The 26,081-nt window shown below is 58.0% G+C and carries 28 protein-coding genes and 1 riboswitch; of the genes, 21 read left to right on the forward strand and 7 right to left on the reverse strand.

What is annotated here, in order from left to right:
- The first annotated feature begins 2 nt into the window (after positions 1–2).
- The 3 genes from selD to E0E00_RS12180 all read left to right on the forward strand — a co-directional run bounded on the left by selD (position 3) and on the right by E0E00_RS12180 (position 2,720).
- Complete coding sequence (gene selD, locus E0E00_RS12170; RefSeq protein WP_130812816.1) at positions 3–1,082, forward strand: selenide, water dikinase SelD; 1,080 nt, start codon at positions 3–5, stop codon at positions 1,080–1,082.
- A gap of 55 nt (positions 1,083–1,137) precedes the next feature.
- Positions 1,138–2,163, forward strand: coding sequence for an XdhC family protein (locus tag E0E00_RS12175; RefSeq protein WP_130812817.1), 1,026 nt, complete (start codon positions 1,138–1,140; stop codon positions 2,161–2,163).
- A 68-nt stretch (positions 2,164–2,231) separates the two neighbouring features.
- Positions 2,232–2,720 carry a GNAT family N-acetyltransferase gene (locus E0E00_RS12180; RefSeq protein ID WP_130812818.1) on the forward strand — a complete coding sequence of 163 codons (489 nt, stop codon included), beginning with the start codon at positions 2,232–2,234 and terminating at the stop codon, positions 2,718–2,720.
- Between the two features lie 143 nt (positions 2,721–2,863).
- On the opposite strand, the gene E0E00_RS12185 is transcribed toward E0E00_RS12180, so the two are convergent.
- Positions 2,864–3,280, reverse strand: a complete 417-nt coding sequence (locus E0E00_RS12185; protein ID WP_165443693.1) for a PIN domain-containing protein — start codon at positions 3,278–3,280, stop codon at positions 2,864–2,866.
- An 88-nt stretch (positions 3,281–3,368) separates the two neighbouring features.
- Here E0E00_RS12185 and E0E00_RS12190 point away from each other — a divergent pair, with 88 nt between their 5' ends.
- Positions 3,369–3,926, forward strand: a complete 558-nt coding sequence (locus E0E00_RS12190; RefSeq protein ID WP_165443694.1) for a GNAT family N-acetyltransferase — start codon at positions 3,369–3,371, stop codon at positions 3,924–3,926.
- A 2-nt stretch (positions 3,927–3,928) separates the two neighbouring features.
- Here E0E00_RS12190 and E0E00_RS12195 read toward each other — a convergent pair whose 3' ends face one another.
- Positions 3,929–5,356 carry a phosphoribosylaminoimidazolecarboxamide formyltransferase gene (locus E0E00_RS12195; RefSeq protein WP_371683405.1) on the reverse strand — a complete coding sequence of 476 codons (1,428 nt, stop codon included), beginning with the start codon at positions 5,354–5,356 and terminating at the stop codon, positions 3,929–3,931.
- A gap of 75 nt (positions 5,357–5,431) precedes the next feature.
- A complete protein-coding gene (locus tag E0E00_RS12200) occupies positions 5,432–6,067 on the reverse strand; it encodes an IMP cyclohydrolase (RefSeq protein WP_130812821.1) in 636 nt (211 codons plus the stop codon).
- A gap of 75 nt (positions 6,068–6,142) precedes the next feature.
- Positions 6,143–6,227, reverse strand: a riboswitch (ZMP/ZTP riboswitch).
- An 885-nt stretch (positions 6,228–7,112) separates the two neighbouring features.
- Here E0E00_RS12200 and E0E00_RS15490 point away from each other — a divergent pair.
- The 9 genes from E0E00_RS15490 to E0E00_RS12240 all read left to right on the forward strand — a co-directional run bounded on the left by E0E00_RS15490 (position 7,113) and on the right by E0E00_RS12240 (position 14,417).
- Complete coding sequence (locus tag E0E00_RS15490) at positions 7,113–7,265, forward strand: GntR family transcriptional regulator (protein ID WP_165443722.1); 153 nt, start codon at positions 7,113–7,115, stop codon at positions 7,263–7,265.
- On the forward strand, positions 7,232–7,627 hold the full coding sequence (locus E0E00_RS12205; protein WP_165443695.1) for a UTRA domain-containing protein: 396 nt from the start codon (positions 7,232–7,234) through the stop codon (positions 7,625–7,627). The genes E0E00_RS15490 and E0E00_RS12205 overlap by 34 nt, the downstream gene beginning before the upstream one ends.
- A gap of 347 nt (positions 7,628–7,974) precedes the next feature.
- Positions 7,975–8,442: a PTS galactosamine transporter subunit IIB gene (gene agaB / locus E0E00_RS12210; protein ID WP_130812823.1), complete on the forward strand. Its 468-nt coding sequence runs from the start codon at positions 7,975–7,977 to the stop codon at positions 8,440–8,442.
- A 73-nt stretch (positions 8,443–8,515) separates the two neighbouring features.
- The gene (locus E0E00_RS12215; RefSeq protein WP_130812824.1) at positions 8,516–9,319 is read left to right on the forward strand and encodes a PTS sugar transporter subunit IIC; all 804 of its coding nucleotides are present in this window, start codon (positions 8,516–8,518) and stop codon (positions 9,317–9,319) included.
- Positions 9,309–10,142 carry a PTS system mannose/fructose/sorbose family transporter subunit IID gene (locus E0E00_RS12220; RefSeq protein ID WP_207302759.1) on the forward strand — a complete coding sequence of 278 codons (834 nt, stop codon included), beginning with the start codon at positions 9,309–9,311 and terminating at the stop codon, positions 10,140–10,142. Before E0E00_RS12215 ends, E0E00_RS12220 begins: the two co-directional genes overlap by 11 nt.
- Positions 10,143–10,297: 155 nt before the next feature.
- Positions 10,298–11,296, forward strand: a complete 999-nt coding sequence (locus E0E00_RS12225; RefSeq protein WP_130812825.1) for an SIS domain-containing protein — start codon at positions 10,298–10,300, stop codon at positions 11,294–11,296.
- Positions 11,296–12,825, forward strand: a complete 1,530-nt coding sequence (locus E0E00_RS12230; protein WP_130812826.1) for a PfkB family carbohydrate kinase — start codon at positions 11,296–11,298, stop codon at positions 12,823–12,825. Before E0E00_RS12225 ends, E0E00_RS12230 begins: the two co-directional genes overlap by 1 nt.
- Positions 12,826–12,837: 12 nt before the next feature.
- Complete coding sequence (locus E0E00_RS12235; protein WP_130812827.1) at positions 12,838–13,956, forward strand: SIS domain-containing protein; 1,119 nt, start codon at positions 12,838–12,840, stop codon at positions 13,954–13,956.
- 23 nt (positions 13,957–13,979) lie between these two features.
- Positions 13,980–14,417 (forward strand): PTS sugar transporter subunit IIA, encoded by a 438-nt coding sequence (locus tag E0E00_RS12240; protein ID WP_130812828.1) that lies wholly within the window; start codon positions 13,980–13,982, stop codon positions 14,415–14,417.
- A gap of 242 nt (positions 14,418–14,659) precedes the next feature.
- Here E0E00_RS12240 and E0E00_RS12245 read toward each other — a convergent pair whose 3' ends face one another.
- Positions 14,660–15,697 (reverse strand): IS3 family transposase, encoded by a 1,038-nt coding sequence (locus tag E0E00_RS12245; RefSeq protein ID WP_130812829.1) that lies wholly within the window; start codon positions 15,695–15,697, stop codon positions 14,660–14,662.
- 316 nt (positions 15,698–16,013) lie between these two features.
- Positions 16,014–16,724, reverse strand: a complete 711-nt coding sequence (gene deoC / locus E0E00_RS12250; RefSeq protein WP_130813137.1) for a deoxyribose-phosphate aldolase — start codon at positions 16,722–16,724, stop codon at positions 16,014–16,016.
- A 259-nt stretch (positions 16,725–16,983) separates the two neighbouring features.
- On the opposite strand from deoC, the gene E0E00_RS12255 reads away from it, so the two are divergent.
- Positions 16,984–17,691 (forward strand): GntR family transcriptional regulator, encoded by a 708-nt coding sequence (locus E0E00_RS12255; protein ID WP_130812830.1) that lies wholly within the window; start codon positions 16,984–16,986, stop codon positions 17,689–17,691.
- A gap of 113 nt (positions 17,692–17,804) precedes the next feature.
- On the opposite strand, the gene E0E00_RS14470 is transcribed toward E0E00_RS12255, so the two are convergent.
- Together E0E00_RS14470 and E0E00_RS12260 are read right to left on the reverse strand one after the other, a co-directional pair.
- Positions 17,805–17,954, reverse strand: coding sequence for a hypothetical protein (locus tag E0E00_RS14470; RefSeq protein WP_165443696.1), 150 nt, complete (start codon positions 17,952–17,954; stop codon positions 17,805–17,807).
- A gap of 429 nt (positions 17,955–18,383) precedes the next feature.
- Positions 18,384–18,662 carry a hypothetical protein gene (locus tag E0E00_RS12260; RefSeq protein WP_130812831.1) on the reverse strand — a complete coding sequence of 93 codons (279 nt, stop codon included), beginning with the start codon at positions 18,660–18,662 and terminating at the stop codon, positions 18,384–18,386.
- A 248-nt stretch (positions 18,663–18,910) separates the two neighbouring features.
- Here E0E00_RS12260 and E0E00_RS12265 point away from each other — a divergent pair, with 248 nt between their 5' ends.
- The 7 genes from E0E00_RS12265 (at position 18,911) to E0E00_RS12295 (ending at position 26,060) form a co-directional block, all read left to right on the forward strand.
- On the forward strand, positions 18,911–19,972 hold the full coding sequence (locus E0E00_RS12265; RefSeq protein ID WP_207302760.1) for a galactitol-1-phosphate 5-dehydrogenase: 1,062 nt from the start codon (positions 18,911–18,913) through the stop codon (positions 19,970–19,972).
- Between the two features lie 77 nt (positions 19,973–20,049).
- The gene (locus tag E0E00_RS12270; protein ID WP_130812832.1) at positions 20,050–20,736 is read left to right on the forward strand and encodes a ribulose-phosphate 3-epimerase; all 687 of its coding nucleotides are present in this window, start codon (positions 20,050–20,052) and stop codon (positions 20,734–20,736) included.
- Between the two features lie 48 nt (positions 20,737–20,784).
- Positions 20,785–21,084, forward strand: a complete 300-nt coding sequence (locus tag E0E00_RS12275) for a PTS sugar transporter subunit IIB (RefSeq protein ID WP_130812833.1) — start codon at positions 20,785–20,787, stop codon at positions 21,082–21,084.
- 45 nt (positions 21,085–21,129) lie between these two features.
- Positions 21,130–22,404 (forward strand): PTS transporter subunit IIC, encoded by a 1,275-nt coding sequence (locus tag E0E00_RS12280; protein WP_130812834.1) that lies wholly within the window; start codon positions 21,130–21,132, stop codon positions 22,402–22,404.
- Positions 22,405–22,444: 40 nt separating this feature from the next.
- Complete coding sequence (locus E0E00_RS12285; RefSeq protein ID WP_130812835.1) at positions 22,445–22,921, forward strand: PTS sugar transporter subunit IIA; 477 nt, start codon at positions 22,445–22,447, stop codon at positions 22,919–22,921.
- Between the two features lie 20 nt (positions 22,922–22,941).
- Positions 22,942–25,038 carry a transcription antiterminator gene (locus E0E00_RS12290; RefSeq protein ID WP_130812836.1) on the forward strand — a complete coding sequence of 699 codons (2,097 nt, stop codon included), beginning with the start codon at positions 22,942–22,944 and terminating at the stop codon, positions 25,036–25,038.
- 89 nt (positions 25,039–25,127) lie between these two features.
- Complete coding sequence (locus tag E0E00_RS12295) at positions 25,128–26,060, forward strand: 1-phosphofructokinase family hexose kinase (protein WP_130812837.1); 933 nt, start codon at positions 25,128–25,130, stop codon at positions 26,058–26,060.
- The last annotated feature ends 21 nt before the right edge of the window (positions 26,061–26,081 follow it).

Raw genomic sequence — 26,081 nt, forward strand, 5'->3', positions numbered from 1 at the left:
CAATGGCAGAGAACAACGTGGCATCCGCTGGTGGCAACGACGTCAAGCTCACCAAGCTCGCCGAGTGCGCCGGCTGCGGTGCCAAGGTGGGCGCGGGAGAGCTTGCGAAGCTCCTCAAGGACATCAAGGTCCAGCGTGACCCCAACCTTCTGGTGGGCTTCGACAAGTCGGACGACGCAGCGGTCTATCGCGTGACAGACGACGTGGCCATTGTGGAGACCGTCGACTTCTTCCCACCCATTGCCGATGACCCCTATACCTACGGTGCCATCGCCGCCGCCAACGCGCTCTCGGACGTCTACGCGATGGGTGGCGAGCCCAAGGTGGCCCTCAACGTGATGGCCGTGCCCGAGGACATGCCTGCCAACGTAGTCCACGAGATCTTGCGCGGCGGATACGAGAAGGTCTACGAGGCGGGCGCCTCCATCGTGGGCGGCCACAGCATCTACGACGAGGAGCCCAAGTACGGCCTGGCGGTCACGGGCCTTGTCGACCCGCGCCGCATGCTCACCAATGCGGGTGCCCGCCCAGGCGACGTGCTTGTGCTCACCAAGGCGCTTGGCGTGGGCGTAGTTACCACTGCCGAGAAGGGCGGCCTGGCAGACCCCGCGGATGTTGCCGCCGCAGAGCGGCAGATGATGTGCCTCAACCGCTGGGCGCGCGACGTGATCGTTTGCCATGACGTCCACGCGACGACTGACGTCACGGGATTTGGCCTCATGGGGCATGCGCTCGAGATGGCGCAGGGTGCTGGCGTCCGCATGGTTATCGATGCTGCGGCGCCGGTACTGCTCGCCCATGCGCGCGACTGGGCGCGACTGGGCATCCTGCCTGCGGGAATGTATCGCAACCGTCACTTTGCCGAGGCTGCCGTGGACATGACGGGCGTGCCGCAGGACCTCGCCGACCTCCTCTTCTGCCCCGAGACCTCGGGCGGCCTCCTTGTGGCTGTGGCGGCAGACGACGCTGACGCCCTGCTCGCCGACCTTCTCGCCGACGGACGCGTCCCGGATGCCCGCGTGGTGGGCCATGTGGAGGAATATGACGGTGGGCCACGAATCCGGGTGAGCTACGTTGGGTAGATGCGGTCCAGGACCATATACGTCGCTGAGTAAAATGAATGGCAGGTAGAACCCTATGACAGACTCACATGAGACCCTTCGCGACATGGTGTTTGTGGGAAGGCTCTTGAAAGAGGCCGGGGCGGGGCGTGCGTTTGCCCTCGCAAGCATCCTCGCCACGCGGGGGTCTATGCCGCGTGGCGCAAGCGCACGCATGGCCCTCCTCGCCGATGGCACCTGGCTGGGCACGATTGGCGGCGGCCGCATTGAGCAGCAGATGCAGGAGAGGTGCCAGCGCGTGCTGGCGGGCGATGAGCCCAACCAGCTGGAATGGATGACGCATGCCAAGACCGGCATGGCGTGCGGTGGTGACGCCCTCTGTGGCGTGATGCTGTGGGAGCCTGCATCTGCCGAGAAGACCCTGGGCGGGCTTCTCGACCACCTGCGCTCCGGCAAGCCCTTCGTGATTACCGAGGGGTGGGCGAATCTCTCAGACGTCACCGTCGAGCTTGCATACCTCGATGATCTGCCCCAGGGCGACCCGCGTGCTACCACGGAAACTGCCCTTTGGGACGAGGAGGCCAAGATCTACGCCGAGCCGGCCGGTCCCAATCCCATCGCCTACATCTTTGGCGGCGGCCATGTCGGCCGTGCCCTCACGCCGGTGCTTGCCAGCGTGGGCTTTCGCGTGGTGGTCTTCGACGACCGTGAGGGCGTCGCGGTTTCGGGCGACTTTCCGGCAGCGGAGCGCGTGGTGCTTGGCGACTTCACAAAGCTCGACGAGAAGGTCCAGGTGACCTCGCGCGACTACGTGGTGATAACCACGCACGGGCACGCCTGGGACATCGACGTGCTCGAGCAGGTTTCGCGCGTGCGCCCTGCCTACGTTGGCTGCATTGGCAGCAGGGGAAAGGCGGCGTTTGCCCGCAAGACCCTGAAGGAGCGCGGCGTGGACCCCACGTGGGTCGATGGCATTCACCTGCCGATCGGCGATGCGATTCTCGCTGTGACGCCGCCCGAGATTGCTGTCTCCATTGCTGCGGAGATGATCCGCTGCCGTGCGGAGCTGCGCCCGGTGTCCGAAAGGCCGCACCAGCACTAGGGGAGCGCGCATGCTCTCCAAGGCTACAATGGCTTGCAAGTAGAAGCCTATGCCTTGGGGGGCAAACCATGCACATATGTCCAGCAACGCCTGCGGACCTCGATAGCGTGCTTGCGGTCTACGAGAGTGCGCGCGCATTCATGCGAGAGGCGGGTAACCCCAACCAGTGGGGCGACAGCTTTCCTCCGCGTGAGCTGGTGGAGGAGGACATCGCTACGGGCATGTTGCACGCTTGTGTGGGCGAGAACGATGACGTCCTTGGCTGCTTCGCGTTCCTTCCCGGGCCGGAGCCTGACTACGCACGCATCTATGATGGCACCTGGCCAAATGACGAGCCCTATGACCTGGTGCATCGCTTTGCGGTGTTACGTCAAGGCCAAGGAGTTGGTGGCACGATGCTCGACTGGGTGCTGGAGCATGGGCGCAACCTTCGCACTGACACCCATCGCGACAACAAGCCCATGCAGGGCCTTCTCGCCAGCAGGGGGTTCTCGTACTGCGGCATCATCAAACTGGGGCGCAACGGAGACGACCGCCTGGCCTACGCTCACGTGTGACCAGCGATTGCCCGCATGCTCGAATTACCCGTTCTTTATCGGTTTTTGAGAAGTTGGCCCGACGTTTGCACAGGTCGCGGGAATCGCCGTTCTCAAATTCCGATAAAGAACGAGAGCGGTGAGAGACTGCGAGAGACGGCGAGTCACAGCGACTGGCAGTAGGTGACGGCGTCCATGGCGGGCACGCCTGAGCCACGATAGGACGATTTATCGCGTGTGATGATTGCCTCTGCGCCGAGAAGCACTGCGGTTGCGCGCACCATGGCGTCCTCGAGGTCCGGCTCGTCTGACGCGAATGCCGCATCGAGCACCTCATCCGTGAGCGCCTGTACTTCGACAACCTTGCGGAATGCGTCCATGCGCTCTCGTACCAGCGGTTCGTTGTGGTAATGGCGGCACATGATGTAGTATGCGTCCTTAAGACAGCCAGCTGGGACCACAGGAGTAACGTCTCCGGCATCGATGATGCCCTCGAGCAAGCGGACAGCCTCGGCATGACATGGCCGACCTGCACTGAGGTAGTCGAGGATGATGTTGGTGCCCAGGATGACCTTAGCCAAAGCGCCTCTCCCGCTCCTCGCCGAGAAGCTCCTTGTCCGAGATGGATGCGTCCCATGCAGGCTCATTATGGATTGGGAGGCTACCACCATGCACGTGATTGAGTACCTGCCCCTTGAGACGGAGCGGCTCTCGCTGCGTCGCTACACGCTTGCGGATGCACCTGCCATCTATCGCATCAACTCCAACGAGGAGGTCACGCGGTACCTGCCGTTCGGGCCAATGATGTCTGAGGAAGACGCGAGAAGCCAGCTGGAGCGCTTCTTCCTTCCCGCATACGCACAGGCAGATGCGGGGCAGGTGGGGCCTGGAGGCCTGCCGCTCGGCCTCAAGCTTGCCGCATGCCTCAAGGACACAGGCGAGCTGATAGGCATGGTCTTCGTCGAGACGTCCGACGGTTCGTGCGAGCTGGGCTATGCGGTCGACCACTGTTGGTGGGGAAGGGGAATCGCCACCGAGATGTGCCAGGCTGTGGTCGACTTGGCGCGCAAGCTGGGCCTCACCCGCCTGACTGCCACGGTTGACGTGCGAAACGCAGCAAGCGAGCGCGTGCTTGCCCACATAGGAATGAAACCTCGCCGCCCTGCCGAGGGAATCGGACAGGACGGCGAGGAGGACGGATGCCGCATGTGGGAGCTAGAGCTCTAGCCCTAGTGGTGGAACAGCCTCAGCCCCGTGAAGCACATCGCCATCCCGTAGCGGTCGGCAACCTCGATCACGTTGTCGTCGCGGATGGAGCCACCTGGCTCGGCGACGTAGGTCACACCCGAGCGGTGCGCGCGCTCGATGTTGTCGCCAAAGGGGAAGAAGGCGTCGGAGCCCAGGGTCACACCCGTCTGGAGCACAATCCACGCGCGCTTCTCGTCTGCGCTCAAGACCTCGGGCTTCTCGGCAAAGACGCGCTGCCAGGCACCGTCTGCCATGACCTCGTCGTGCTCGTCAGAGATGTAGACGTCGATGGCGTTGTCGCGGTCGGGGCGGTGAATGCCCTCAACAAAGCGCAGGCCAAGCACCTTGGGGTGACGACGCAGCCACCAGGTGTCAGCCTTGCTGCCGGCAAGGCGCGTGCAGTGGATGCGGCTCTGCTGCCCGGCGCCCACACCGATGGCTTGCCCGTCCTTCACGTAGCACACGGAGTTGGACTGCGTGTACTTGAGGGTGATGAGACTCACGATCATGTCAATCTTTGCGGACTCGGGGATGTCCTTGTTCTTGGTTACCACGTTGCCGAGAAGGTCTCGGTCGATCTTCGAGAAGTTGTGCCCCTGCTCGAAGGTGATGCCAAAGACGTCCTTGTGCTCGACGACGGGGCAGACGTAGTTGGGGTCGATCTGGACCACGTTGTACCCGCCATGCTTCTTGGAGCGCAGGATTTCGAGCGCCTCGGGCGTGTAGCCCGGGGCAATGATGCCGTCCGAGACCTCGTGCTTGAGGTAGAGGGCCGTGCGCTCGTCGCAGGTGTCCGAGAGAGCCGCCCAGTCGCCAAAGGAGCTCATGCGGTCTGCGCCGCGCGCGCGGATGTAGGCGCAGGCGATGGGCGTAAGCTCGCCCTCGTCATCGACGAAGAAGGCCCTCTTGTCCTCCTCGGAGAGGGGCGTTCCCACTGCGGCACCGGCAGGCGAGACGTGCTTGAACGACGCAGCCGCGGGCATGCCGGTTGCCTCGCGCAGCTCGCGCACGAGCTGCCAGGAGTTCAAGGCGTCGAGGAAGTTGATGTAGCCCGGCGTGCCCGAAAGCACCGCCACGGGCAGCTCAGAGCCGTCCTGCATGAGGATGCGTGCAGGCCTCTGGTTGGGGTTGCAGCCGTACTTGAGTTCAAGCGAGTTCATTCGTTTCCTTTCTGTTGTCCCCTTTGCCTCTTTGCCTGCTTGCTCAGACAACGCTTCGCGAACTCGCCGCAGGCAAAGAGGCAAAGGCCAGCGGAGAAAGACGACCTGCACGTGACAAGTACGGCTGCCACCCATCAGCCACGACACGCAGACAAACCAAAGGACGAAGAGCGAAGGACGAAGGGCAGAGAAACGAGTTCCAACGACATCAGGGGGTGGAGGCGACAAGGGCTGGCGGGCGCACGGCATGCCTTTCCTGCGGCGAGTTCGCAAAGCGCTGTTTGAGTCCGCAGGAAAGGCATGCCGTGCCACCCACCGTCGACCCTAGTCGCCGAGGTTCTTGTTGAAGATGCGCACCTCGCCGTTGACGTTGGTGTAGAGCGAGACCTTGTTGGCGGGGTCGGGCGCCCCCCACACCTCCTTGGGGCTCCCCATGCATACGTGGATTGGCTCGCCGGCAAAGCTGGGGAGGGGGTTACCGTCTCCCTGGTACGTGCTTATGAAGTAACCGCACCCGCCGTCAGCGCCCTCATACGAGAAGAACTCGCGAACACAGCGTCCGTCTCGCGCGCGCTTGAGGATGGAGAGGTCAAACGAGCCGTCGGGGTGCAGGATGGAGCTAATGCGCGGCGTGTAGTTGGGGGCGTCCGGCTCGTACTCGCGGGCCATGCAGCCGGCCACGAAGTCGCCCTTCTCGACGATGGTGTCGGTCTGGTCGCCGTTGGTCACCACCAGGTCGTCGCCCATGGTGCGAACGGGGTGGTAGATGATGAGGCTTGGGTCCTCGAGAAGCGCGGTATCATGCGCCTCGGTGCGGATGCCGTCCTCGGTCTTCACAAAAACGCGGTTGCGGCTGTTGGAGCTGCGCCCCATGATCCAGTAGTAGACGCAGCGGCTGCCAGCCACAATGCCGCGCCCGGGATAGGGGTTGTCGCGCAGCAGCTCGAGCAGATCCTCCATGGGCCCTCTCTTCCCTCGTGCACACGCGAGCGGGCCCAGCCTCTAAAGACAACAACGGGCTGGCACCCACTCAGGTGCGCTTGCCCAGACGGTCGGCGGCTTGTATTCACGCTGCTTCCCCGTGGTGTCCCACGATTATCCGTCAGTAACAGCGCGTTTCCTGCGGCTTCACTGTATCACGCAACGAATTCGTTGTGAGCTTGGCCTGCAGAATTGTTGCGTGAACGCATGGGTCTCGAATCGGTGCGGCTGTTTGTGGATTCCGACAAAATGGCTCAGTACTTTCCGCATAGCCAGCCTCTGTTTATCATCTACCTAATCAACTTCGGCTGGACGGTCGCCGTGGCGGCAATGTCCCCGAGCGTGACGTGCCCAGGGCACATGTCCCGCAGGAGGTCGGCGGCCACATTCGGCTCGCCCCGTGGCTGTGCCTCCAGCTGAACTCGTCCACGTACGACTGCATGCGGGCGGAGGAGAGGCCGTGGAAGGTGCCCCCCTCGAATGCCTTGAAGTTGGGATGACCCTGTGGGCCATCGGGAGCGACGAGCCCCAGTCGTCCACCTTGAAGGGCCTATGAACGAGACCAGCGAAGGATGAGAGGCCCGCCGCGCCCCCCGAAAGCCAGGTTTGACTAAATACAGCCCGAGCGCACCTCGTCCGCCAAGCCTCGGGTCAGAGAGCCTCTTGCGCGCCCTGCGCGTGCGGCGTCTCGCCGCAGCACGCTCCTGGGCGGTGCAGGTGCCGTAGCATCCGCGCCGGCCGTTGCGCGCGAGTTCCCTGCTCACCGTCGACCTGCTCCTGCCTATCCGCCTCGGCTATCCGAGAGGCGCTCTCGTGCCCGGCGTGCATCTCGGCTATCCTGTCGCGCTCCCTGGCGCTAAGATAAATGTAGTGGTGCATTTTCCCTCGGCCCGACGTTGACTTCGACAACCAATATCGTAGCCATCGGGAGTGCGCCGCACTTATGGAGTAGCAGCTGCTGTTGCACTCAGAATGCTAACCTGCCGTACGATGTCGACAGCGGCGCCTTTGGCGCCGGAGATCCATTCCCTCGGAATCCGAGCTTGGGGAGCGTTTCTCGGTAAGCCGTATCATCATCGGGCGGGCCGTGCAGGAGCTTGTCGATGCGGGATACCTCATAAAGCGCCCAGGAAAGGCACATTCGTGCGTGACAAGAGCAGCCATCTGCACCTCCTGAAATCCCTGAGTGATATTGAGACGAAGAGTTTCACGGAATCCTGCGAGGAAGCGGGCTACGAAGCAGGATCGATTGAGCTTGCCTGCAGATTGGAAGAACCTTCCGAAGAGGACCAGGCACTCTTCGAGCTTGTGCCCGGAGAGCGTATCATCTCTCTCAAGCGTGTTCATACCGCCAATGGCATTCCTCTCATGGCAAACTTCACGAAGCTGCAGAAAAGCGAGTTCGCGCATCTCGAAGACGAAGACCTGCGGAACAACTCACTTTATGAATCGATCCGTCTGCACAAGGGATGCACCCAAAGCTTGATGGCAGATGTATCCTCAGCTCGGAAAGCACCTTCGGCAAGCTTGAGTGCCTGAATGTGCCGGAGGGGGAGCCTCTGTTCCGTCTGGATGGCCGCTATGTGGATGACCAGAGCAGGCCCCTCATGGCGGAGAAGCAGATTATGGTCGGATCGAGATGCTCCATAGCGCTCTGGCGCTCCCGGGTCCAAGACGGAGATTCTGGGCGGGGCTGCCACTGGTACATGCTGGAGGCAGTCCTTTTTCTACGGCCAAGAAAACAATAACGTTATATAACGGTAGAGACATAATACTGACCTTTCACGGAAATAAGACAGACAAAATTGACTACTAATCTTGATAATGTAAAGAGCAGGGAGGATACATTCCCTGCCTTGCCGATTCCTGCGGGGAAGGGAAGAATCATGCCGGATATCGTGCTGGCCCGTATTGACAACAGACTTGTCCATGGCCAGGTGGGCAACTCGTGGGTTGGAGCCTGCGGTGCAAATCTCGTCGTAGTCGTGGATGACGACGTGGCGAACGATTCTGTCCAGAAATCCATCATGAAGATGACGACCGATGCAGCAGGCATCGGCATCAGGTTCTTCACCGTGCAGAAGACCATAGATGTCATAGGCAAGGCGAACCCACGCCAGCACATCTTCATAGTAGCCAAGACGCCGCAGACGATGCGCAGACTCATCGATGGTGGGGTGCCGATCTCGGCGGTGAACGTCGGCAACATGCACCATCAAGAGGGCAAATGCGAGTACAAGGAACCCCATGTGTATGTGGATGACCGGGATCTTGCCGACTTCGAGGACATGAAGTCGCATGGTGTCGAGGTATACATCCAGATTCTGCCGAACAACAGGAAGATTGGATTGTAGCGGAAGGAGGGCTAGCCAGACAGAAAAGTTCATGCAGAAAGAAATATCGTAGATACAGGAAGGAAAAGCAGGTATGGAGATTACGCTTATCCAGGGGCTGCTTCTCGCGCTTGTCGGTTTCATCTGCGGGTGTGACCAGATTTTCGAAGCGTTCTACTGGTTTAGGCCACTTGTCGTGTCCTTCTTCGCGGGCATCGTTCTGGGCAATGTCCAGCTGGGCGTTGCATGCGGTGCAGTGAGCGAGCTTGCCTATCTGGGGCTCTTGACCGTCGGCGGCACTGTGCCTCCTGACCCGCTCATGGCAGGCATGATGACGGTCGTGATTGCTTACATGACCGGACAGTCTCCGGATGCGGCCATCGGCCTTTCGCTTCCCTTTGCGCTTCTTGCGCAGTGGGTTGGCATCATCTTTAACACCGTCTACGTTTCTGTCGCACATAAGTGCGATGAGTATGCCAAGAATGCCGATGTCGCCGGCTTCGATCGCATCATTCCTCTTGTCATCGTCATCAAGGCAGGAGTCGTGGCGCTGATGGTATTCCTCTGCGCCTTCGCACTTCAGGGCCCGATCCAGATTTTCGTCAATTCCTTCCCCGGGTGGCTGATCCATGGATTCGAGATTGCCGGAGGCATGCTTCCTGCTGTCGGTCTCGGCCTGCTACTCATGGTCATGCTGAAGTCCCGCAACGTCGCCTATCTCTTCCTGGGCTTCATCATGGCAACCTTCCTCGATATGCCCAATGTCCTTCCTATCGCTATCACGGCAGCCTCTCTTGCATACATCAACTACAAGCATGAGAAGGCCACCGATGACGCTGTTGCGGCAGTGACAGCATCAGGAGTTACCTTTGATGGAGATGATTCAGATGGCATCTAATGAAATGTCCGCCTCTCTCAATGATGGTACGACTGGTGAGGCTGCGCCGAAACTCACCAAGAAGGATTTGCACAGGCTGGGCATTCGCTCCATTGCCGAACAGGCTGGCTTCAGCTTCGAACGCATGCAGGCTCCGGGATTTACCTGGTCGATGCTTCCATGTTTTGAAAAGCTCTATCCGGACTCCAAGAAGGATATGTCGGAGTTCATGACCTATAACATGGAGTTCATGAACACTGAGATGCACATGGCGACGTTTCTGATGGGTCTCGAGCTCTCCATGGAGGAGCGGCATACCGACCGCAATCTCATTGACGGCATCCGCAATGGCCTCTTCGGACCGCTTGCAGGCCTGGGCGACGCTATCTTCTGGTTTACCGTGCTGCCAATCTCTGCAGGCATCTGCTGCTCGCTTGCACAGGACGGATCTGTCCTTGGTCCCATCCTCTATATCGCCATCTGGTTCTTCATGGCAATCTCGCGTATCTGGTTTGCCGAAGCCGGTTATAACGTCGGATCCAGGGTTATCGAGAACATCGGCACGACGACCAAGTATCTCACGGAGGCTGCAGGAATCCTCGGTATGATGGTGGTCGGCGGCCTCATCCCCTCATATGTCACGCTTGTCTTCAGCGACGATCTAGTCTTCGGCGTCGGTGGCACAACGGTTCAGAGCGTCTTTGACAACATCATGCCCAACGTGCTTCCGCTTGCCCTTGTGTTCCTGATCTTCTGGCTCTTCAAGAAGAAGGCAAATGTCCTCGCGATTATTCTTGGCATCATCGCCTTCGGCATCCTCATGTCGTTCCTTGGCTGGATGTAGATCCGAAGACCGGTCTTTATGGATATCTCCCCGGGAGCAGCAGGGCTGCTTCCGGGGAGCCAGGATGCTGGCTGGGGCCAGATGGATTGAAGCATCTGTCCGGTGTACCTTTGCGGCAATCGCCATTCGATGAAAGACAGAGGTGTTGGACATACATGGTTTCTTTCGATGAGCAGAAGCTTCTTTCGGCGTTCGATTGCATCTACAGCAGAAGGGACGAGATAGAAGCGATGGCAGACGATGCATGTAGCCATGGCATCTCGAACATCCTGCTTTCTTCCTCAGGAGGCTCCCAGGCAATGCTCGATCCGTTTGCATACCTGATTGATGCCTATAGCAGCCTGCCAGTACGCTCGGTACTCTCGGCAGAGCTGGTGCTGCGCGGATGCAGAATGCTTGATGGTCGCTCACTTGCCATCATGTCGAGCAAATCAGGAGACACGGCAGAGACGGTTGCAGCGGCACATTGGCTCAAGGAGCGGGGCTGTAGAATCTTTTCCATAGTGGGCAGGCCCTGCTCGGCCCTCGGCGAGGTATCTGACTGGTGCTTCGTCTACGAAGATGGCAGGCCTCAGGAGCTTGTCGCCTATCTTTTTCTGGGTTGCATCCTCCAGAAGCTCGGCAGCTTTGCTCGATACGATGCCTTTGCCTATGAGCTTTCTGCCCTTGGATCTGCCCTCAACTCAGTGCGCAGGCAGTTCGATGGCAGGGCGGCCGAGTACTGCAGACTCTATCACGGCGAGCCATATCATATCTGGGTGGCCTCGGGCGATTTATGGCCGGTCTGCTATGCCTATGCCATGTGCGTGCTTGAAGAAAGCCAGTGGATACGGACGAAGTCGGTCTCAAGCCCCGAGTTCTTCCATGGCACGTTCGAGCTGCTCGAGCCTGGCGTCCCGCTGACGCTGCTTGTGGGCGAAGGCCCTACGCGTCCGCTCGATGAGCGCGTGCGACGCTTTGCACAGACATATACGGACAAGCTGACGGTCATAGATACCGCTGAGTTCGAACTGCCGGGCATCTCTGGCGAGTTCCGTCCCCTTCTTGGCCCTATCATCATGAATGCAGCCCTCCAGCGCATCTCCAAGAACATGGAATATGAAACGGGACACCCACTTGACTACCGCCGCTACTACCGCAAGGTGGAATACTGATGCAGGTCATAGGCGTAGGAGATAACGTATTCGATGTGTATGAGAACCTCGGCATAGCCTATCCTGGCGGCAATGCCGTGAACTGTGCCGTCAGCGCGGCACGTCTTGGAGCCGAAGCTTCATATTGCGGTGCCTTGGCCGATGATTCTTGGGGCGAAGTAATGCGTGCCAGTCTCAGGTCCGAATCGGTGGACCTCTCGCTCTGCCGCACCATCAAGGGTGGCACGACAAAGCTTGTGCGCCAGGAGAGGCACAAGGGCGAGCGCTTCTTTCTCGGCGTGGATGAAGGAGATGCCTGGGTACCCTTTCCAAAGCTCGATGCAGGCACTCTGGCACGCCTCAGAAAGGCTGATGTCCTTCTTTCGAGCTGCAATGGAAAGGTTGAAAGCCAGCTCGGTCTCCTTGACGGTCATGAGGGGATTCTCTACTTCGATTTCGGCGAGAAGGAAAAATATCGTACGGAGGAATATTTCGGGAAGGTTCTTCCGCATATCGATCTCGCGCAGTTTTCCATGTCTGAGACAGACGATTTGGAGGTCAGAGAGTTTCTCGATGCTTGGCATTTTGTGGAGCAGGGCATAGCCGTGCTTGTGACCCGCGGTACTGCTGCTCCGCTTTTCTTCTTCCAGGACAAAGAGGTACGGGGCGTCCCTGCGGAAGGCCAGATTGCGACCGATACCATGGGGGCAGGAGATGCCTTCGTCGCAGCCCTTGCCCTCTGTCTGAGTAGGCGGGGCTGGCGCCATGGATGGACCCCTGGCACCGCTGCCAAGATCGAGGCCGATCTCGCCGAGGCTGGCAGGCATGCCGCGCGCATGTGTCAGCGTGATGGCGGATTCGGCCACCCCTATCGGTGGAAGCGCACCGTTCGTGCCGTCATCTTCGATTTGGATGGCGTCCTCGTCGAAAGCGAACCCTATTATGTGCAGCAGCTGATCAATCTGGCTGCCTGCCATGGAAAGGCCTTCTCGCAGGAACAAATCGACTCAATCTATGGAAGCTCTGATGAGCACCAGTTGAATCTTCTCTGCGAAGTGACGGGAGAGAGTAGGGACGCGGTCGAATGCGAATATAACAAGTGCCTCTATGAGAGTCCCATTGATTACAGCAAGGTGGCCATTGCCGGCGCAGAAGAGCTGCTTTCTTATCTGCAGGGCAATGGAGTCCATATAGCTGTTGCGTCTTCGAGTCATCTCGCTGATATCAGGCGTGCGTTGGACCAGACCGGTTTGGCGCGTCACGTCGATGCCGTTGCTTCGGGATTCGACGAGTGCCATGCCTCGAAGCCCGATCCTGCTGTCTACCGTCTTGCTCTCGAGCGCCTGGGTGTCTCTCCAGACGAGGCGCTCATCGTCGAGGACTCGACCTACGGCATACAGGCAGGGGTGGCTGCAGACGTGGATGTGCTCTGCCTGGTCAAGCCCCATGGGAACGTAAACCGTACCGGAGCAGTGCTCGAATTCGATTCGTATGAACAAATTCTCGGATATCTGGATGCCGTGCTGCATCCATCGGACAGAACGCTATAGAGGAGTATTTCCATGACAGAAGAGAAGGCAAGGCCGACGATGCTCACATATGTCGAGAGCACGCCGGACCAGCTGGAAGGCAATATAGCCAATCGTGATAATCTGACAGGAGAGCTGGTCAGGGCATACGTAGATGGAGGCTATGAGCGTGTCTTCATTATCGCGTGTGGATCAAGCTCGAATGCTTCCCAGTGCGCCAAGCCATTCATGGTGAAGTATCTTGGCTATGATGTGCAGGTTGTGCCGCCGGAGACCTTCTGCTGCTATGAGCATGTTCTGGGGCCCACTGACTTCGCATTTGCGGTTTCCCAGACCGGCTGCTCGACCAATACCATAGCTGCTCTCGATAAGCTCCGTGCGCTTGGAAGGCCTCCCATCGGCCTGACCGGGAATTTGGATTCGGATTTCAAAGATCACGCCAGCATCCTTGTGGACTATGGGGTAGGGAAGGAAGATGTCAGCTACGTGACCCGTGGCGTCTCGACGCTGGCTCTCTTTCTCATGCTCTTTGCATTGGAAGCCTCGCACGTCAAGGGCCTGATAGATGGCAGGAAATATGCGGATGTCATAGCAGAGCTGGAGAAGGTGCCCAATCGCCACCGCATCATGCAGCAGAACACCCATGCCTTCTATGAAAGCCATAAGGCCGAGCTGACTTCGATGGATGTGGTCTATTCCTGTGGGTTTGCCCAGGGCTATGGGCTCGCATGCGAATCTGCGCTTAAGATGGGAGAGACCATCAAGGTGCCCAGCTTTGCCTATGAGGCAGAAGAGTACATCCATGGGCCAAACCTCCAGATTACACCTAATTACACATTCTTCTTTTACGACGATCTCGGTGTTTCGAAAGACCGTCTCCGCACCATCTGGCATGCGACGCGCTCGGTCAGCAATGAGGCCTACTGCATTACCGGCAGCGAAGAGATTGATGATGAACATGCAATACGCATGCCATTCGACGATATCTGCGAGCCAATGCTCGAGCCTGTCTATGTGCTTCCCGTCTGCCAGATTATCGCCTGCCGAGCTTCGACTGACCTCGATTCGTGGAATAGCCATCCCATGTTCTCGGAATTCTCCAAGATTGCCGTGACAAAGACGGCTTCGATCTTGCACGTGATGCCTTACTGACGGAAGGTACCTGGAGGCAGAACATGATAGGTTTCATTCTTACCGGACATGGCGGGTATGCAGGAGGGCTCTATAGCTCCATAAAGATGATTGCGGGGGAGCAGGATGAGTTCGCCGTGGTAGAGTTCCACGACGATGCGACTGCATCCGATTTCCCCCAACAGCTGCGCTCTGTGATAGACGAATATGCCGGAAGAGACGAAGAGGTGATTGTATTCTGCGATCTGCAGGGAGGCACCCCCTTCAATCAGGCCATGATGGCTGCTGTGGTCCTGCCAAATGTCAGCGTTGTCGCAGGGGTTAATCTGCCGTTCATGATTGAGGCGGCCATCAGCAGACCTGAGGCAGAGTGCGCCGAGGACCTCATAGAAGAGAGCTTGGCTGCGGGTCATGCAGGGCTGGCCCATTCCATCCTCCCTACCTCTGAAGGGGAAGGCTGCAGCGAAGAGGACGGAATCTGACAGGCTGTTCGCAGACTAAAGCACTTTCAAGCCGAAACCTGCGCCTTGAGCAGCAGCTCTGTGGGCCATGCATTCTGTGGGTTTTCGAGCATGAAGATGAGACCGGCGCCTGTCGTAGCATCTGCTAAGGCACCGGTCTCTGTTTATGCCGTGAACTGGCTGAGTTCGTTCGACACGGATTTGCGTTTGCTACCGAAAGCCCCTGCCTGATGGTGTCCCCATCCTAGCCTTCCCTCGGCCTCCTACGCCACCCTCCGGTTGATTCCCGAGTAGTACCACTCCGTCGGCGTCTCGTATCCCAGCGACTGGTGGATGCGACGGTTGTTGTAGTAGTCCACAAACTCGGCCACGAGGCGCTCGAGCTCCTGCGGGCTGGAGTACTCGTGGGTGCGCAGCCACTCCGACTTGAGTGTGCGGAACCACTCCGACTTGAGTGTGCGGAACCACCTCTCCATGAGGACGTTGTCCATCCAGCGGGCCCTGCCGCCCATGCCCTGCGTGACGTGGTTGGCGGCGAGGAGCCCGGCATACTGGTCCGCGCCGAAGACCGAGCCCTGGTCGGAGTTCATGACCGAGGGGGTGCCGTGCTCGGCAAACGCCCGCTCCGCGCAGGCCATGACCTCCTCCTCCCTCATGGTGTCGGAGAGCCTCCAGCCCACTATGCAGCGGCTGTGCCAGTCGATCACTGCGGTGAGGCACGCGTGGCGGCCCCCGATTTGGACGTAGGTTACGTCCGTGCTCCACACCTGGTTGGGGAAGAGGGCCCGCTTGCCTTTGAGCAGGTAGGGGAACCTCTTGGAGTGCCTTGACGGCCTCGAGAGCGACGGCACGGGGCAGCAGGGCCTCACGTTCATCTCCCGCATCAGCCTGGTGACGCGGTGGCGGCTGGCGTCGAGGCTCTCGGACCGGAGGACCCTCGCTATCTTCCTCGCGCCGTATGCGGGGTTGTCCACGTGGACGCGGCCCACCCCGGCCATCAGCCGCTCGTCATCGGGCGAGGCCTCCCGCTCCCTGGGGACGTAGTAGGTCGAGCCCCTGGGCACGCCCAGCAGCTCGCAGGCGTGCCTGCGCGTGAGGCCGTCGTGGCCGCCGGCGGCCGCCAGGCGCCTCTCCCGGGTCGTGGCCGCACCCGCCGCAAGACCGGCGGAGGAGGTCGCGCTCGACGGCGGACTGCCCGATCGCCCCCGGCAGCTCGTCGTGCTCCCTCTTCGCGGCTTCCTCCCTCGCCTCCCCCTCGCGCGCCCTCTGGGCCTTGCCGAAGACGTCGGCGGCGCCCTCATCCAGGAGCTGGTCGCGCCACTCGGCCGCGAGCGACGGCGCCACGCCGCTCTCGCTCGCCACCTGGGGACAGCGTCTTGTTATCCCTGACTACGTCGAGCGCGACCCGCATCTTGAACTTGGGGCCGTACCTCTTTCTCGTTGTCTTGTTCATGCAACAAGCCCCTCCCGTGCCCCCTGGCACATTGTCGGGCTTTCGGTAGCCGTGGCTCAAGCGTGTCTAGATTTGGCCAGCCACATCACCGTGCCATGGTGGGGGGACAGCCGCTTCTGGCCAATCTGCCAGGGGAGGCAGATGAAGGGCTGCTGTTCATGGCCTCAGAGCTCGAAATAGCCATCCTCCATCGTCGAGAGCCTTCTCTCGAATTCCTGAATGATGGGGACGCCGGCACTGCAGCCTATGCGGGTGGCCCCGGCACGAACCATAGCGAGGAAGGTATCGGCATCGCGTATGCTGCCTGCGGCCTTTACCTGCACTTCATCGCCGACATGTGCCTTCATGAGACGGACGTCTTCAACGGTTGCTCCCGACGCACCGAAGCCTGTGGAGGTCTTGACGAAAGTGGGGCCGACATTTCTTGCAATGCCGCACAGGGCAACCTTCTCCTCTTCAGTGAGGTAACAGTTCTCGAATATGACCTTGGAGATGAGGCTGGCATCTCTGCATATAGAGACAATCTGGCTCATCTCGTCCTCGATATAAGCCCAATCATGTGCCTTTACGCGCGTCAGGTTGATGACATAGTCAATCTCGGTGGCTCCGTTTGCGATTGCGTCTCGGGTTTCGAATGCCTTCGCAGCAATGGAAGTCTGGCCGAGAGGGAAAGAAATAGCTGCGCCGATATGCACGTCGCTGTCAACAAGCTCATGTGCACAGAGACTGGACTGAACCTGGTTCACAGCTACCATGCGGAAATGGTATTGGCGCGCTTCGGCACAGAGGCGCCGGATATCATCGTCGGCTGCGTATGGCTTGAGGTTCGTGTGGTCAACCATCTGAGCAAGATCATCAAGAGTGTAGCGAGCCATCAAAGCTCCTTTCATTGAACTAATATGTATATACATAATCATATAAATATCAGTAAAATGTCAATATAAAAATTGATAATGTAACTGCAGATGTATGTTAAATGCCGAGTTACATAACAACTTGGTATTATGTTAGGGATGAATGGGCATCAATCGATGGGGTCTCTGCAGAATGGCTACAAGGATGTGTCGGGCATCTGCTGCGCCGATGAATGTAGGAGTCGTCGATTGATGCTCTTGCAACTGCTGGAGGAAAGTCATGACACTGTACGAGAACATTACCAACGATTTGCTGGCAAAGATTAAGAACGGTACCTATCAGGAGGGACAGCGCATCCCTTCTGAACAGGAACTGGCACAGGCTTATGGGGTAAGCCGTCCTACGGTGCGTCACGCTCTGCAGCGCTTGGTGGACGATGGCTATCTCGATCGCCGCCGCAAGAGAGGAACGATTGTCTGCCGTCCGAAAGTGCATCAGCACTTTACCAAGGGGCTGATGAGCTTTTCCGACGATATGCGCCTTGCTGGCAACAGCACGCGTACCGTAGTAATCATCTTCGAGCGCGAAAAGGCACGGGAAACTGTTGCAGATGCGCTCCAGATAAAGCTAGGTGACGAGGTGTACAAGCTCGTCCGGCTACGCTATGTCGAAGAAACCGCCAATGTATTTGTGGAGACATATCTGCCCTGTGCCAAGCTGCCAGACCTCGATGGTGTCGATTTTGCTGCTGTGAGCCTATATCAGACGCTTGCAGATTGCGGCTTGGCTGTCGTGTCAGCCCACAGACGTTTTGAAGCTGTGCGTGCAGACGGTGCATTGGCAACTCTTCTCGATGTTGCAGTGGGCGATCCGATGCTTCTCTTCTATACGGTCGGCAGCGCGAAGGCTGGAGTGCCAATCGAGTATTCGAAGGCCGTCTACCGGGGAGAAGGAAATGTCTTCGAGGTGGATGTCGCCAAGCGGTAGATAGCTTTCTTGCTGTTGGACAATGATTGACATTGACCTAGGCTCTTGCTTCCCAGCAGTCCCAGAGGGGCTGGGGCATGTCTACGAGCGCGCGCCTGTGTGGACTATCTGCCTTACGCAAGCTGCCCGGAGAGCACGTCCTTCTTCTCGCGCTCCGGATGCCTCGCCTGCTCTGTCCACAGGAAGCACGAGAGGTAGTACCGCAGCCATTTCGTCGACATCCCATGGAACGGAAGTAGGAATTCCCTGAGTCTCTGGTGCATGGCATTGACGAGCTCGAGTTCGTCGTCCCTGGACTTCTTGGCGGCTGTGGCTGCGTGCTCCTTGACCTGAGCGAGGGGAGGATGCGCGCATATCCTGTGTGGCCATCAGTGGCGGCCCAGGAGTTGCCGACGATGCTTGCGAGGGCATCCCTGGGCTCCACATCGGGAGCCCTTCTCCTCCTGCAGAGCGCCGAATATTCGTCTCCGAGGCCGTTCGTAGCGCATTAGATGCAGGCCTTGAAGCTGGAGATGCCGCGCGAATGTACGGCATGGCTGTGCCGGTGCGCCCCCTCGGCATCTGAACATCCGACCCCTGCCTGCAAAGGGGCTCATCGAGACAGAGCCCGTCTGCCTGGCGGGAGATAGAGGCCCGTTCCTGAAGGGCGCGAGCGCCGCCTTCATCACTTCGAGGAGCCTCATGTGCATGAACTACGAGGCCCTAAGGCAGATATGGCAGCTTTCCGCAAGCACCCCGAGCGGGACGTATCTGAGGCACATGTCCCGCAGAAGGTCGGCGGCCACGTTCCGGCTCGCCCTGTTGAATCTGTGCGCGCGTCCCGCCGCCTTGGAGCAGCGCCTGTTCCCGTAGGCGGGGCACGCGAAGCCCGACGGGTACGCCTCCTCCAGGAGTCTCCTCTCGCAGGACTTCTCGTCGGGATACCTCCTCATGAGGTCCGCGAGGGTCCTCGCATCGACGCACTCCCTCATGTTCCTGCCGCCGCGTGCCTCTTCGCCATGGCCGTCCCCCTGTCGTCGCGGTCATCTCACGAGCAACATGGTGCGACGGGGTGTGGACAGAAATACGTGTCGCTATGCCGAAAGTACTGAGCCATTTCCGACAATTCCGGTATCCGGACGCTCACGTCTCTTGGGCTGTCGCGACTCAGAGTCCGTCCCTACATTCAAGTTACGCGCAGGAGGCCAGTAAAGAGGGCCGGACAATGGGAGGTGCTCTCGTGGGCGAGAAGATGTGGGCAGGGGTTCTTCACGGCAAGGACAACATCCGCTACGAGGAGGTCGACAAGCCAAGCCCCGGCCCCAACGAAGTTCTGGTCAAGGTCAAGCAGACCGGCATTTGCGGCTCAGACGTGCCACGTGTTATCGGTGATGCCGCGCACTTCTACCCAATCATCCTCGGCCACGAGTTCTCCGGCGTAGTGGCTGGGGTTGGAGAGAACGTCACTTCCGTGGAGGTTGGAGGGAACGTTGCAGGCGCGCCGCTCATTCCCTGCGGAACTTGCGAGGACTGTCAGCGCGGTGACTACTCCTTGTGCAACCACTACAGCTTCATCGGTACCCGTCAACCTGGCAGCTTTGCCGAGTATGTGGTGATTCCCGAAAATTGCGCAGTGCCCTTCGACGTCAGCGTCTCCTATGAGCAGGCAGCCCTCATCGAGCCTACTGCCGTCGCGCTCCATGGTCTCGAGCGACTTGACTATCACGGGGGCGGCACAGTTGCCGTTCTCGGAGGGGGCACTATCGGAATAATCACCGTGCAGTGGGCAAAGGCATTTGGCGCGCGTGAGGTGACCGTGTTTGACATCCTGCCAGACCGCCTTGAGTTTGCAAGGAAGATGGGCGCCACCAGCACCGTCAACAGCATGGATGGGGACTGGAAGGACCAGGTGAGCGCTATCACCAACGGTCGTGGATATGACTATGTAGTCGAGACCGCCGGTAGCGTTGCCACCATGAAGATGATCTTCGACATCGTTGCCAACAAGGGCCAGGCGTCTCTCATCGGCAAGATCAACCGCGACATTACCTTTACTCCGCAGGAGTGGGAGCACCTGCATCGCCGCGAGTTCACCCTCACGGGTTCGTGGCTCAGCTATTCTGCTCCCTTCCCGGGTCACGAGTGGACCCTCACTGCGGATGCCTACCGCTCCGGCATGATGCCCTACGACGAGAGCTTTATCTACACCCGATACCCGCTTTCCAAGATTTCGGAAGCCTTTGAAGAGTTCAAGACTCCAGGCAGGGTCAAAGGGAAGATTCTGCTCGATTGCGAGCGCTAGCACTAGCTGCGGTATAGCCACTCACTTTGGGCGAGAGTGGCCAAGATATTCGGCCATACAAAGAGAAGGGAAAGGTAATGCGTACGCCAGAAGACTGGAAAGACGGGGAGAAGATCATCGGTGCGTGCATGAACTGCGCTGGCTATGAGAACCTTTCGAAGACCATGGCCGAGCTCGATGACGCTGGAATTGACCTCTATCACCTAGACATCATGGATGGCACGTTCGTCCCCAACATTGCGCTTGGTCCTCAAGACGTCTCTGCCATTCGCAAGCTTACCGACAGTGTGTGCGATGTGCACCTTATGGTGCGAGATGCTGCGCGATATGTAGACATGTTTGTCAGGCTGGGAGCCCAGATTGTGCATGTTCATGGAGAGGAGGACAGTCAGGTTACCCGTACGCTTCAACACATTCGTGACCTTGGCGCTAAGTCTAGTCTTGCAATTAGCCCCTGCACCTCGTTTGAGACAACCAAGGAAGCCCTCAACGTATGCGACTACGTGTTGGTCATGCGTGTCAATCCCGGTTTTGCCGGTCAGAAGGCCCTTCCGTTCGTTGACGAGAAGATTAAGAAGCTCGTGGAGGCTAAGGACTACTACGGCTATAAGATTCTCGTCGACGGGGGCGTCTCTGCTCAAAGCGTGGCTGATCTCTGGAAGGCAGGGGTAGATGGCTTCTGCCTTGGTAATGCGGGACTGTTTGGCCACAAGGAAAGCTACAAGCAGATTGTCCAGAGTCTCCGCGCGCTTCCGCGCAAGTAGCGAGTAGCGCCTGCAAATCACGCGGGTGGACACCAAGAAGGAGTCGTAATGAAGTCGTCAGTAAAGGTCCTCGTCGCATGTGGCAGCGGCGTTGCAACGTCCACGGTCGCACAGGAGAAGGTAAAGCAGATTGCTGCCGATGCTGGTATTCCGGTCCAGGTTTTCAAGGGCACCATTACCGAGGTCCCAACCAAGCAGTATGACGTGGACGTTGTCCTAACCACGGCAAATTATAAGAAGCCCCTAGATAGGCCGTATATGACAGTGTTCCCGCTTATTTCGGGAATCAACGAGAATGCCTGCGCCAAGAAGCTAGTCGACCTTCTCAGGACAGTTCAGGCAGAGTAACTCAACCGCTATCCGAGTATCCCCGCTCTTTAGAAGGAGTCATCCATGGACATTGTTGTCAGCACCATAGTGGGCTTTTTCCAAGAATTCATGAGCCTGGGAGCCACCGTCCTGCTCCCTGTCGTAATCGCAATCCTGGGAATCTTCTTCAGAATGAAGCCGTCACAGGCAATTCGTGCTGGCCTCCTCGTGGGCATCGGCTTCCAGGGCGTCGTCCTGGTCATTAACTTCTTGATGCAGATTATGCAGCCAGTCTTTGACTACTATTCCGCACTCGGGAGTGGCTATGACGTTGCGGAGATTGGCTTTGCGGCACTTGGCGGAGCCTCTTGGACCGCGCCGTATGCCGTCTTTGTCATCCCAGCTATCATCATTGTCAACATCCTGCTTATTCGAGCCAAGAAGACCAACGTCCTCAACGTCGACATCTGGAACTTCATGCACTTCCTGGTTCCCGGTGCGCTTGCGTGGGTCCTCTTTGACAACGCGCTCATAGGTTTTCTGGTGACACTTGCGCTTTCCGTTGTTGACCTCTTTGCCGCTGAGAAGATCGCACCCTCTTGGGCGGATTACTACGGCCTTGACGGCACCGCGTGCACCTGCCTCGGCTATGTTGTCTACGAGTACCCCATGAGCTGGCTTATCAATAGAATCATCGATCACATCCCCGGTCTGAATAAGATTGACCTCAACCTCGACAAGCTTGCCTCGAAGATCGGCATCCTTGGTGACCCCGCTATCATCGGCCTCTTCGTAGGCCTGTTCCTTGGCCTCATGACCCAGCAGGACATTCCTGGCATTATTACCCTCATGGCTGGCATGGCCGGCGTTCTCGTGCTCATCCCGCGCATGGTCTCCATCATGATGGAGGGGCTGACTCCCATTGGGGCAGGGGCTAGCGAATTTGCCCGCAAGCACCTCACCGCTGATACCACCCTCTATGTTGGCATGGATATCGCCCTTGCCCTTGGCGACTTAACCTGCCTTACGTGCACGGCCATTATGATTCCCATCACCGTTGGCCTGTCTTTCCTCGTCCCCGACATGCGCTTCTTCCCGGCCGCGATTCTGGCAGAGGTCTGCTATGTGGCTCCTATGGCTGTCCTTGCAAGTAAGGGCAACGTGTTCAGGACTCTTATCTGCATGACCGTCTTCATGTACCTCATGCTGTTCTTTGCAAACATGTTCGCCGGCTACGCAACCCTTATGCTCAACGCCTGTGGGGTCGACTTTGGTGGAGGTCTCGTAACGGCATCTCACTTTGGCTATAACCCGGGCTGCCTGGTTGTTGAGTTCATTGCTCGTGCCATGGGCATCTAGTCAACCTTGCCCCTGAGTGTTGAAAGTGTAGGAGATTCAGATGGTTACCCAGAGCATCGATACCGCTGCGTGTGAGGCGGGTGGAAAGCTGTTTGTAGCTCTCCAAGGGTCCGCCTCTACGAGCGAAGAAGCAATCAGGATTTGTGCCCGCGCGCTCCAGGTTTACGGTTGCGTCACCGAGAAGTTTGCAGATGACTGTCTCGACCGCGAGAAGGTCTTTCCAACGGGAATCTGCTGCGAGACGTCCGTAGCGCTTCCGCACTGCCAGTCTAATGCCATTTGCCGTGATGCCCTTTGTTACCTGCGCCTCGACGAGCCTGTGAGCTTCTACAGGATGGATGGCCCAGAAGATGCGGTTATGACGCGCCACGTCTTCAATCTGGCCATCGCGCCTGGTCAGCATCTCGAATTCCTCACCAAGACCATCCGGCTGCTACAGGATAATACAGTTCTTGATGGGTTTACGACCATGACAAGTAGCCAGATTGCAGCTTATCTTTCAGAGCACCTAGCTTAGGAAGGGAGGCGGTATCCGCAATGAAGGAGCGTACTGCCGAGATTCTGTATCGTGTCGCCAACAACCCACGCCACGCTTTGAGGCTTTCGGTTTTGATGAGCGATTACCACATCTCGGAGAAGACGTTACGGGCGGATATCGCCTCCATAATCAAATTTGCAAGCCAAGACGGCGAGAGCCTCGTTGAGCTGACTGGACACCACATTCGGGTATGCGAACCCGCCTCTGCAAACTCTCAGACTCTCAGGACCATGCTGCATAGCATGGACCTTTACGAATACCACCTTTCACCCGATGAGAGACAATGCCTTATCGCGGTCGAATTACTGCAGCTCAAACCGGGCGAGTGGCTAACGGTGCAGGCAATCGCTGACGAATTCTATTGCTCCCACAATACGGTCACAACAGACGTGAAGGAGACGGGCGCATTTCTTGAGAGGTGTGGAATAAGGCTTGTGGGAAAGAGCAGCTTTGGGCTGCGTGTCGAGGCAAGCGACGAGCAGCGCAAGGACTTTCTGATTGGTGCCTTCTCGCACATCCTCGCCAAGCGCCTTTGCCCGGACAGCTACTTCCTCGACGTTCTTGAGGGTCACCTGCGGTTTGACATCCATCTAAATGATGTCGACAGGAGCGTACGAGCCTTCCTGCGCTCCACCAACTCCTATATCACGATGGACGCTGAGCACGAGATAGCTGCGACTCTAGTTGTCTTGCTCAACGAGCCGGAGGGCTTCTCTTATGAGGATGCGGGAGCATCAGATGATTTTGATCAAATAGGGAACCTGGTCAAAGTCGTTGCTATGGATATGGGGATACGCCTTGATGCAGACAGAATCTTTGGTATCGAGCGGTCCATCCTCAGCCGGGATATGACTCCACAATTAAGGCGGTTCGATGACTTCGACCTCTACTGCACAATCTCCCACTTCTTGATGCAAGTGGGAAAAGACCTGGAAGTCGACCTTCAGGGTGACGACCTTCTGGTCGAAGCGCTTTTCTCTCATATCAAGGGGTCTTCTCGTTGGGATGCCGATGGCTTCGAGCTTGATGTCTCTGGTGAAAAGGATGGTACGAGCGAACTCGTGAATCGGGTCGACCGTGCTTGCGCTCCGCATTTCCACATCATCGAGGACTATCTATGCAGGTCTCTTGGGAAGGGCATGCGAGACTCGATTGTCATCCATGTGTGCGCGGCACTGTATCGATACGAAAGTAACGTTCGCGTGTGCAACGTCCTTATTGCGTGTCCGAACTCCGCCGCCACGGGGAGATATCTTGATGCTCAGATAAAAGCCTATTTCAAATTCAATGTTCTCGGTATTGCTACATGCAGGGAAGTCGAGGAGGGCAGTTGTAGACTAAACAACGTTGACTTTGTGATTTCGACCGTCCCCATCGACACAGATAGGGTGCGCGTGGTCAACGTGAGCCCGGTGCTTTCGGTAGAGGACATCAACGAGATTCAGGAGCTTGCGTTTAAGCTTAGCCGCGCGAAAGTCGTTCCCCAAACAATCGACAACACTCTCGTGGCACGTCTTAGTGATATTTACCATGAGGGAAATGCCAATAAGGTGGCATTTCTCGACTGCGAACTGAGCAGGATTCTCATGGAAGTCGAGCAGGTAGAAGGTAAGACTAAACGAGACTCAATTCTCATTTCCAATCTCAGGGATAACTTCATTCAGATAGAAAATGGTTCGCTGGGCTGGAAAGATGCAATTAGGAAGGTCTCTTCACCGCTCCTTGAGGCGGGGTATGTTACAGAGAACTACGTTGAGAAGGCCATTACGAACGTCGAGGAGTACGGAAGCTACATCATTATCAGCCAGGGAATCGCACTGGCGCATGCCGCAAGCTGGGACGGGGCGCTCAAGAACGGGCTTGGCCTGCTTGTGTGCAAGGGCGGAATTCGTTTTTTCGAGGGCGAGGAAGTCGACCTGATGTTCTTCTCTGCGCAGTTTGATGGCGAGCACTACTTAGCAATGTTTCGTGAAATCAACAAGCTTGGCAGCGACACAAGGGGTTTTGAGCGCCTGCGTGCGTCAATGAGTGCTGAAGAGGTCCTTCGAAATCTTACTGAGATTCTCTCCGACTACTCCAAGTCATCCAACAGGTAACGTCTGCGGCTGTCTGGCCGTTTCAATACCCAAGCAATAGCCATGCGGTTCCACGCAAGTGGAACCAGCAGAATTGGAAGTGACGCCCCATGATTACCACGGTCACGCTTAATGCGTCAATCGACAAGGCGTATCGCATTAACATGCCCTTGACCAAGGGTACTGTGATGCGAGTTGCTGAATGCGAGGACTCTGCAGGTGGAAAGGGCCTCAATGTCGCCAGGGCTATCGCAGCCAATGGCGAGCCAGTTCTTGCCACAGGCTTTGTCGGTGGCAACAATGGGCACTACCTCTGTGAGCTGGTTGCCAGGGATGGCATAAGGGAACGCTTTGTCCGAGTGAGGAACGAGACGCGCTGCTGCATCAACGTGCTGGAGCCAGGTGGGGGCTCGACGGAGTTCCTCGAACCAGGCAGACCAGTCGATAGGGCCGAGCTTGAAGATATGATGAGTACTCTTCTTGAGCTCGCAAACCAGTCTGACGTTGTCACCATGAGTGGAAGCGTTCCGGTAGGTGCTGGCACCGACGTGTACCAGAGACTGGTGCGGCTTGTTCGCGAAGCGGGGAAGCCCGTGATACTTGACACTTCCGGCGATTACCTCATGCAGGGCATACGTGCGCTTCCAACCATGGTGAAGCCAAACATTGACGAGATCGGCCAGCTCCTGAATCGAAAGATCGAGGGCATTGACGAGGTCGTGAGCGCAGCACGGGAGCTCCATGAGCGTGGCGTGGAGATAGTCGTTGTATCCCTTGGCGCTGCGGGGGCGATTATGGCGTGTGACGAGGGTATCTTCCGTGGGTATGCGCCAAAAATCCAGGCGATAAACCCCGTGGGCGCAGGTGACACTATGGTGGGCTCTTTTGCGGTTGCCATAGCTCGTGGGATGAAAGGTTCTGAGAGCCTACGCTTTGCCATGAGCTGCGCATCTGCTAGCTGCCTTTCTCCGCATACTGGGCGATTCGACACCCAAGTTGCTGACGACCTTTTCAAAAAGACGGCTGTTGAGATAATCGCGTAGATATTGTGACCTGTGGGCTTC

Source organism: Olsenella sp. Marseille-P4559 (assembly GCF_900605015.1).
Classification (GTDB): Bacteria; Actinomycetota; Coriobacteriia; order Coriobacteriales; family Atopobiaceae; genus Tractidigestivibacter.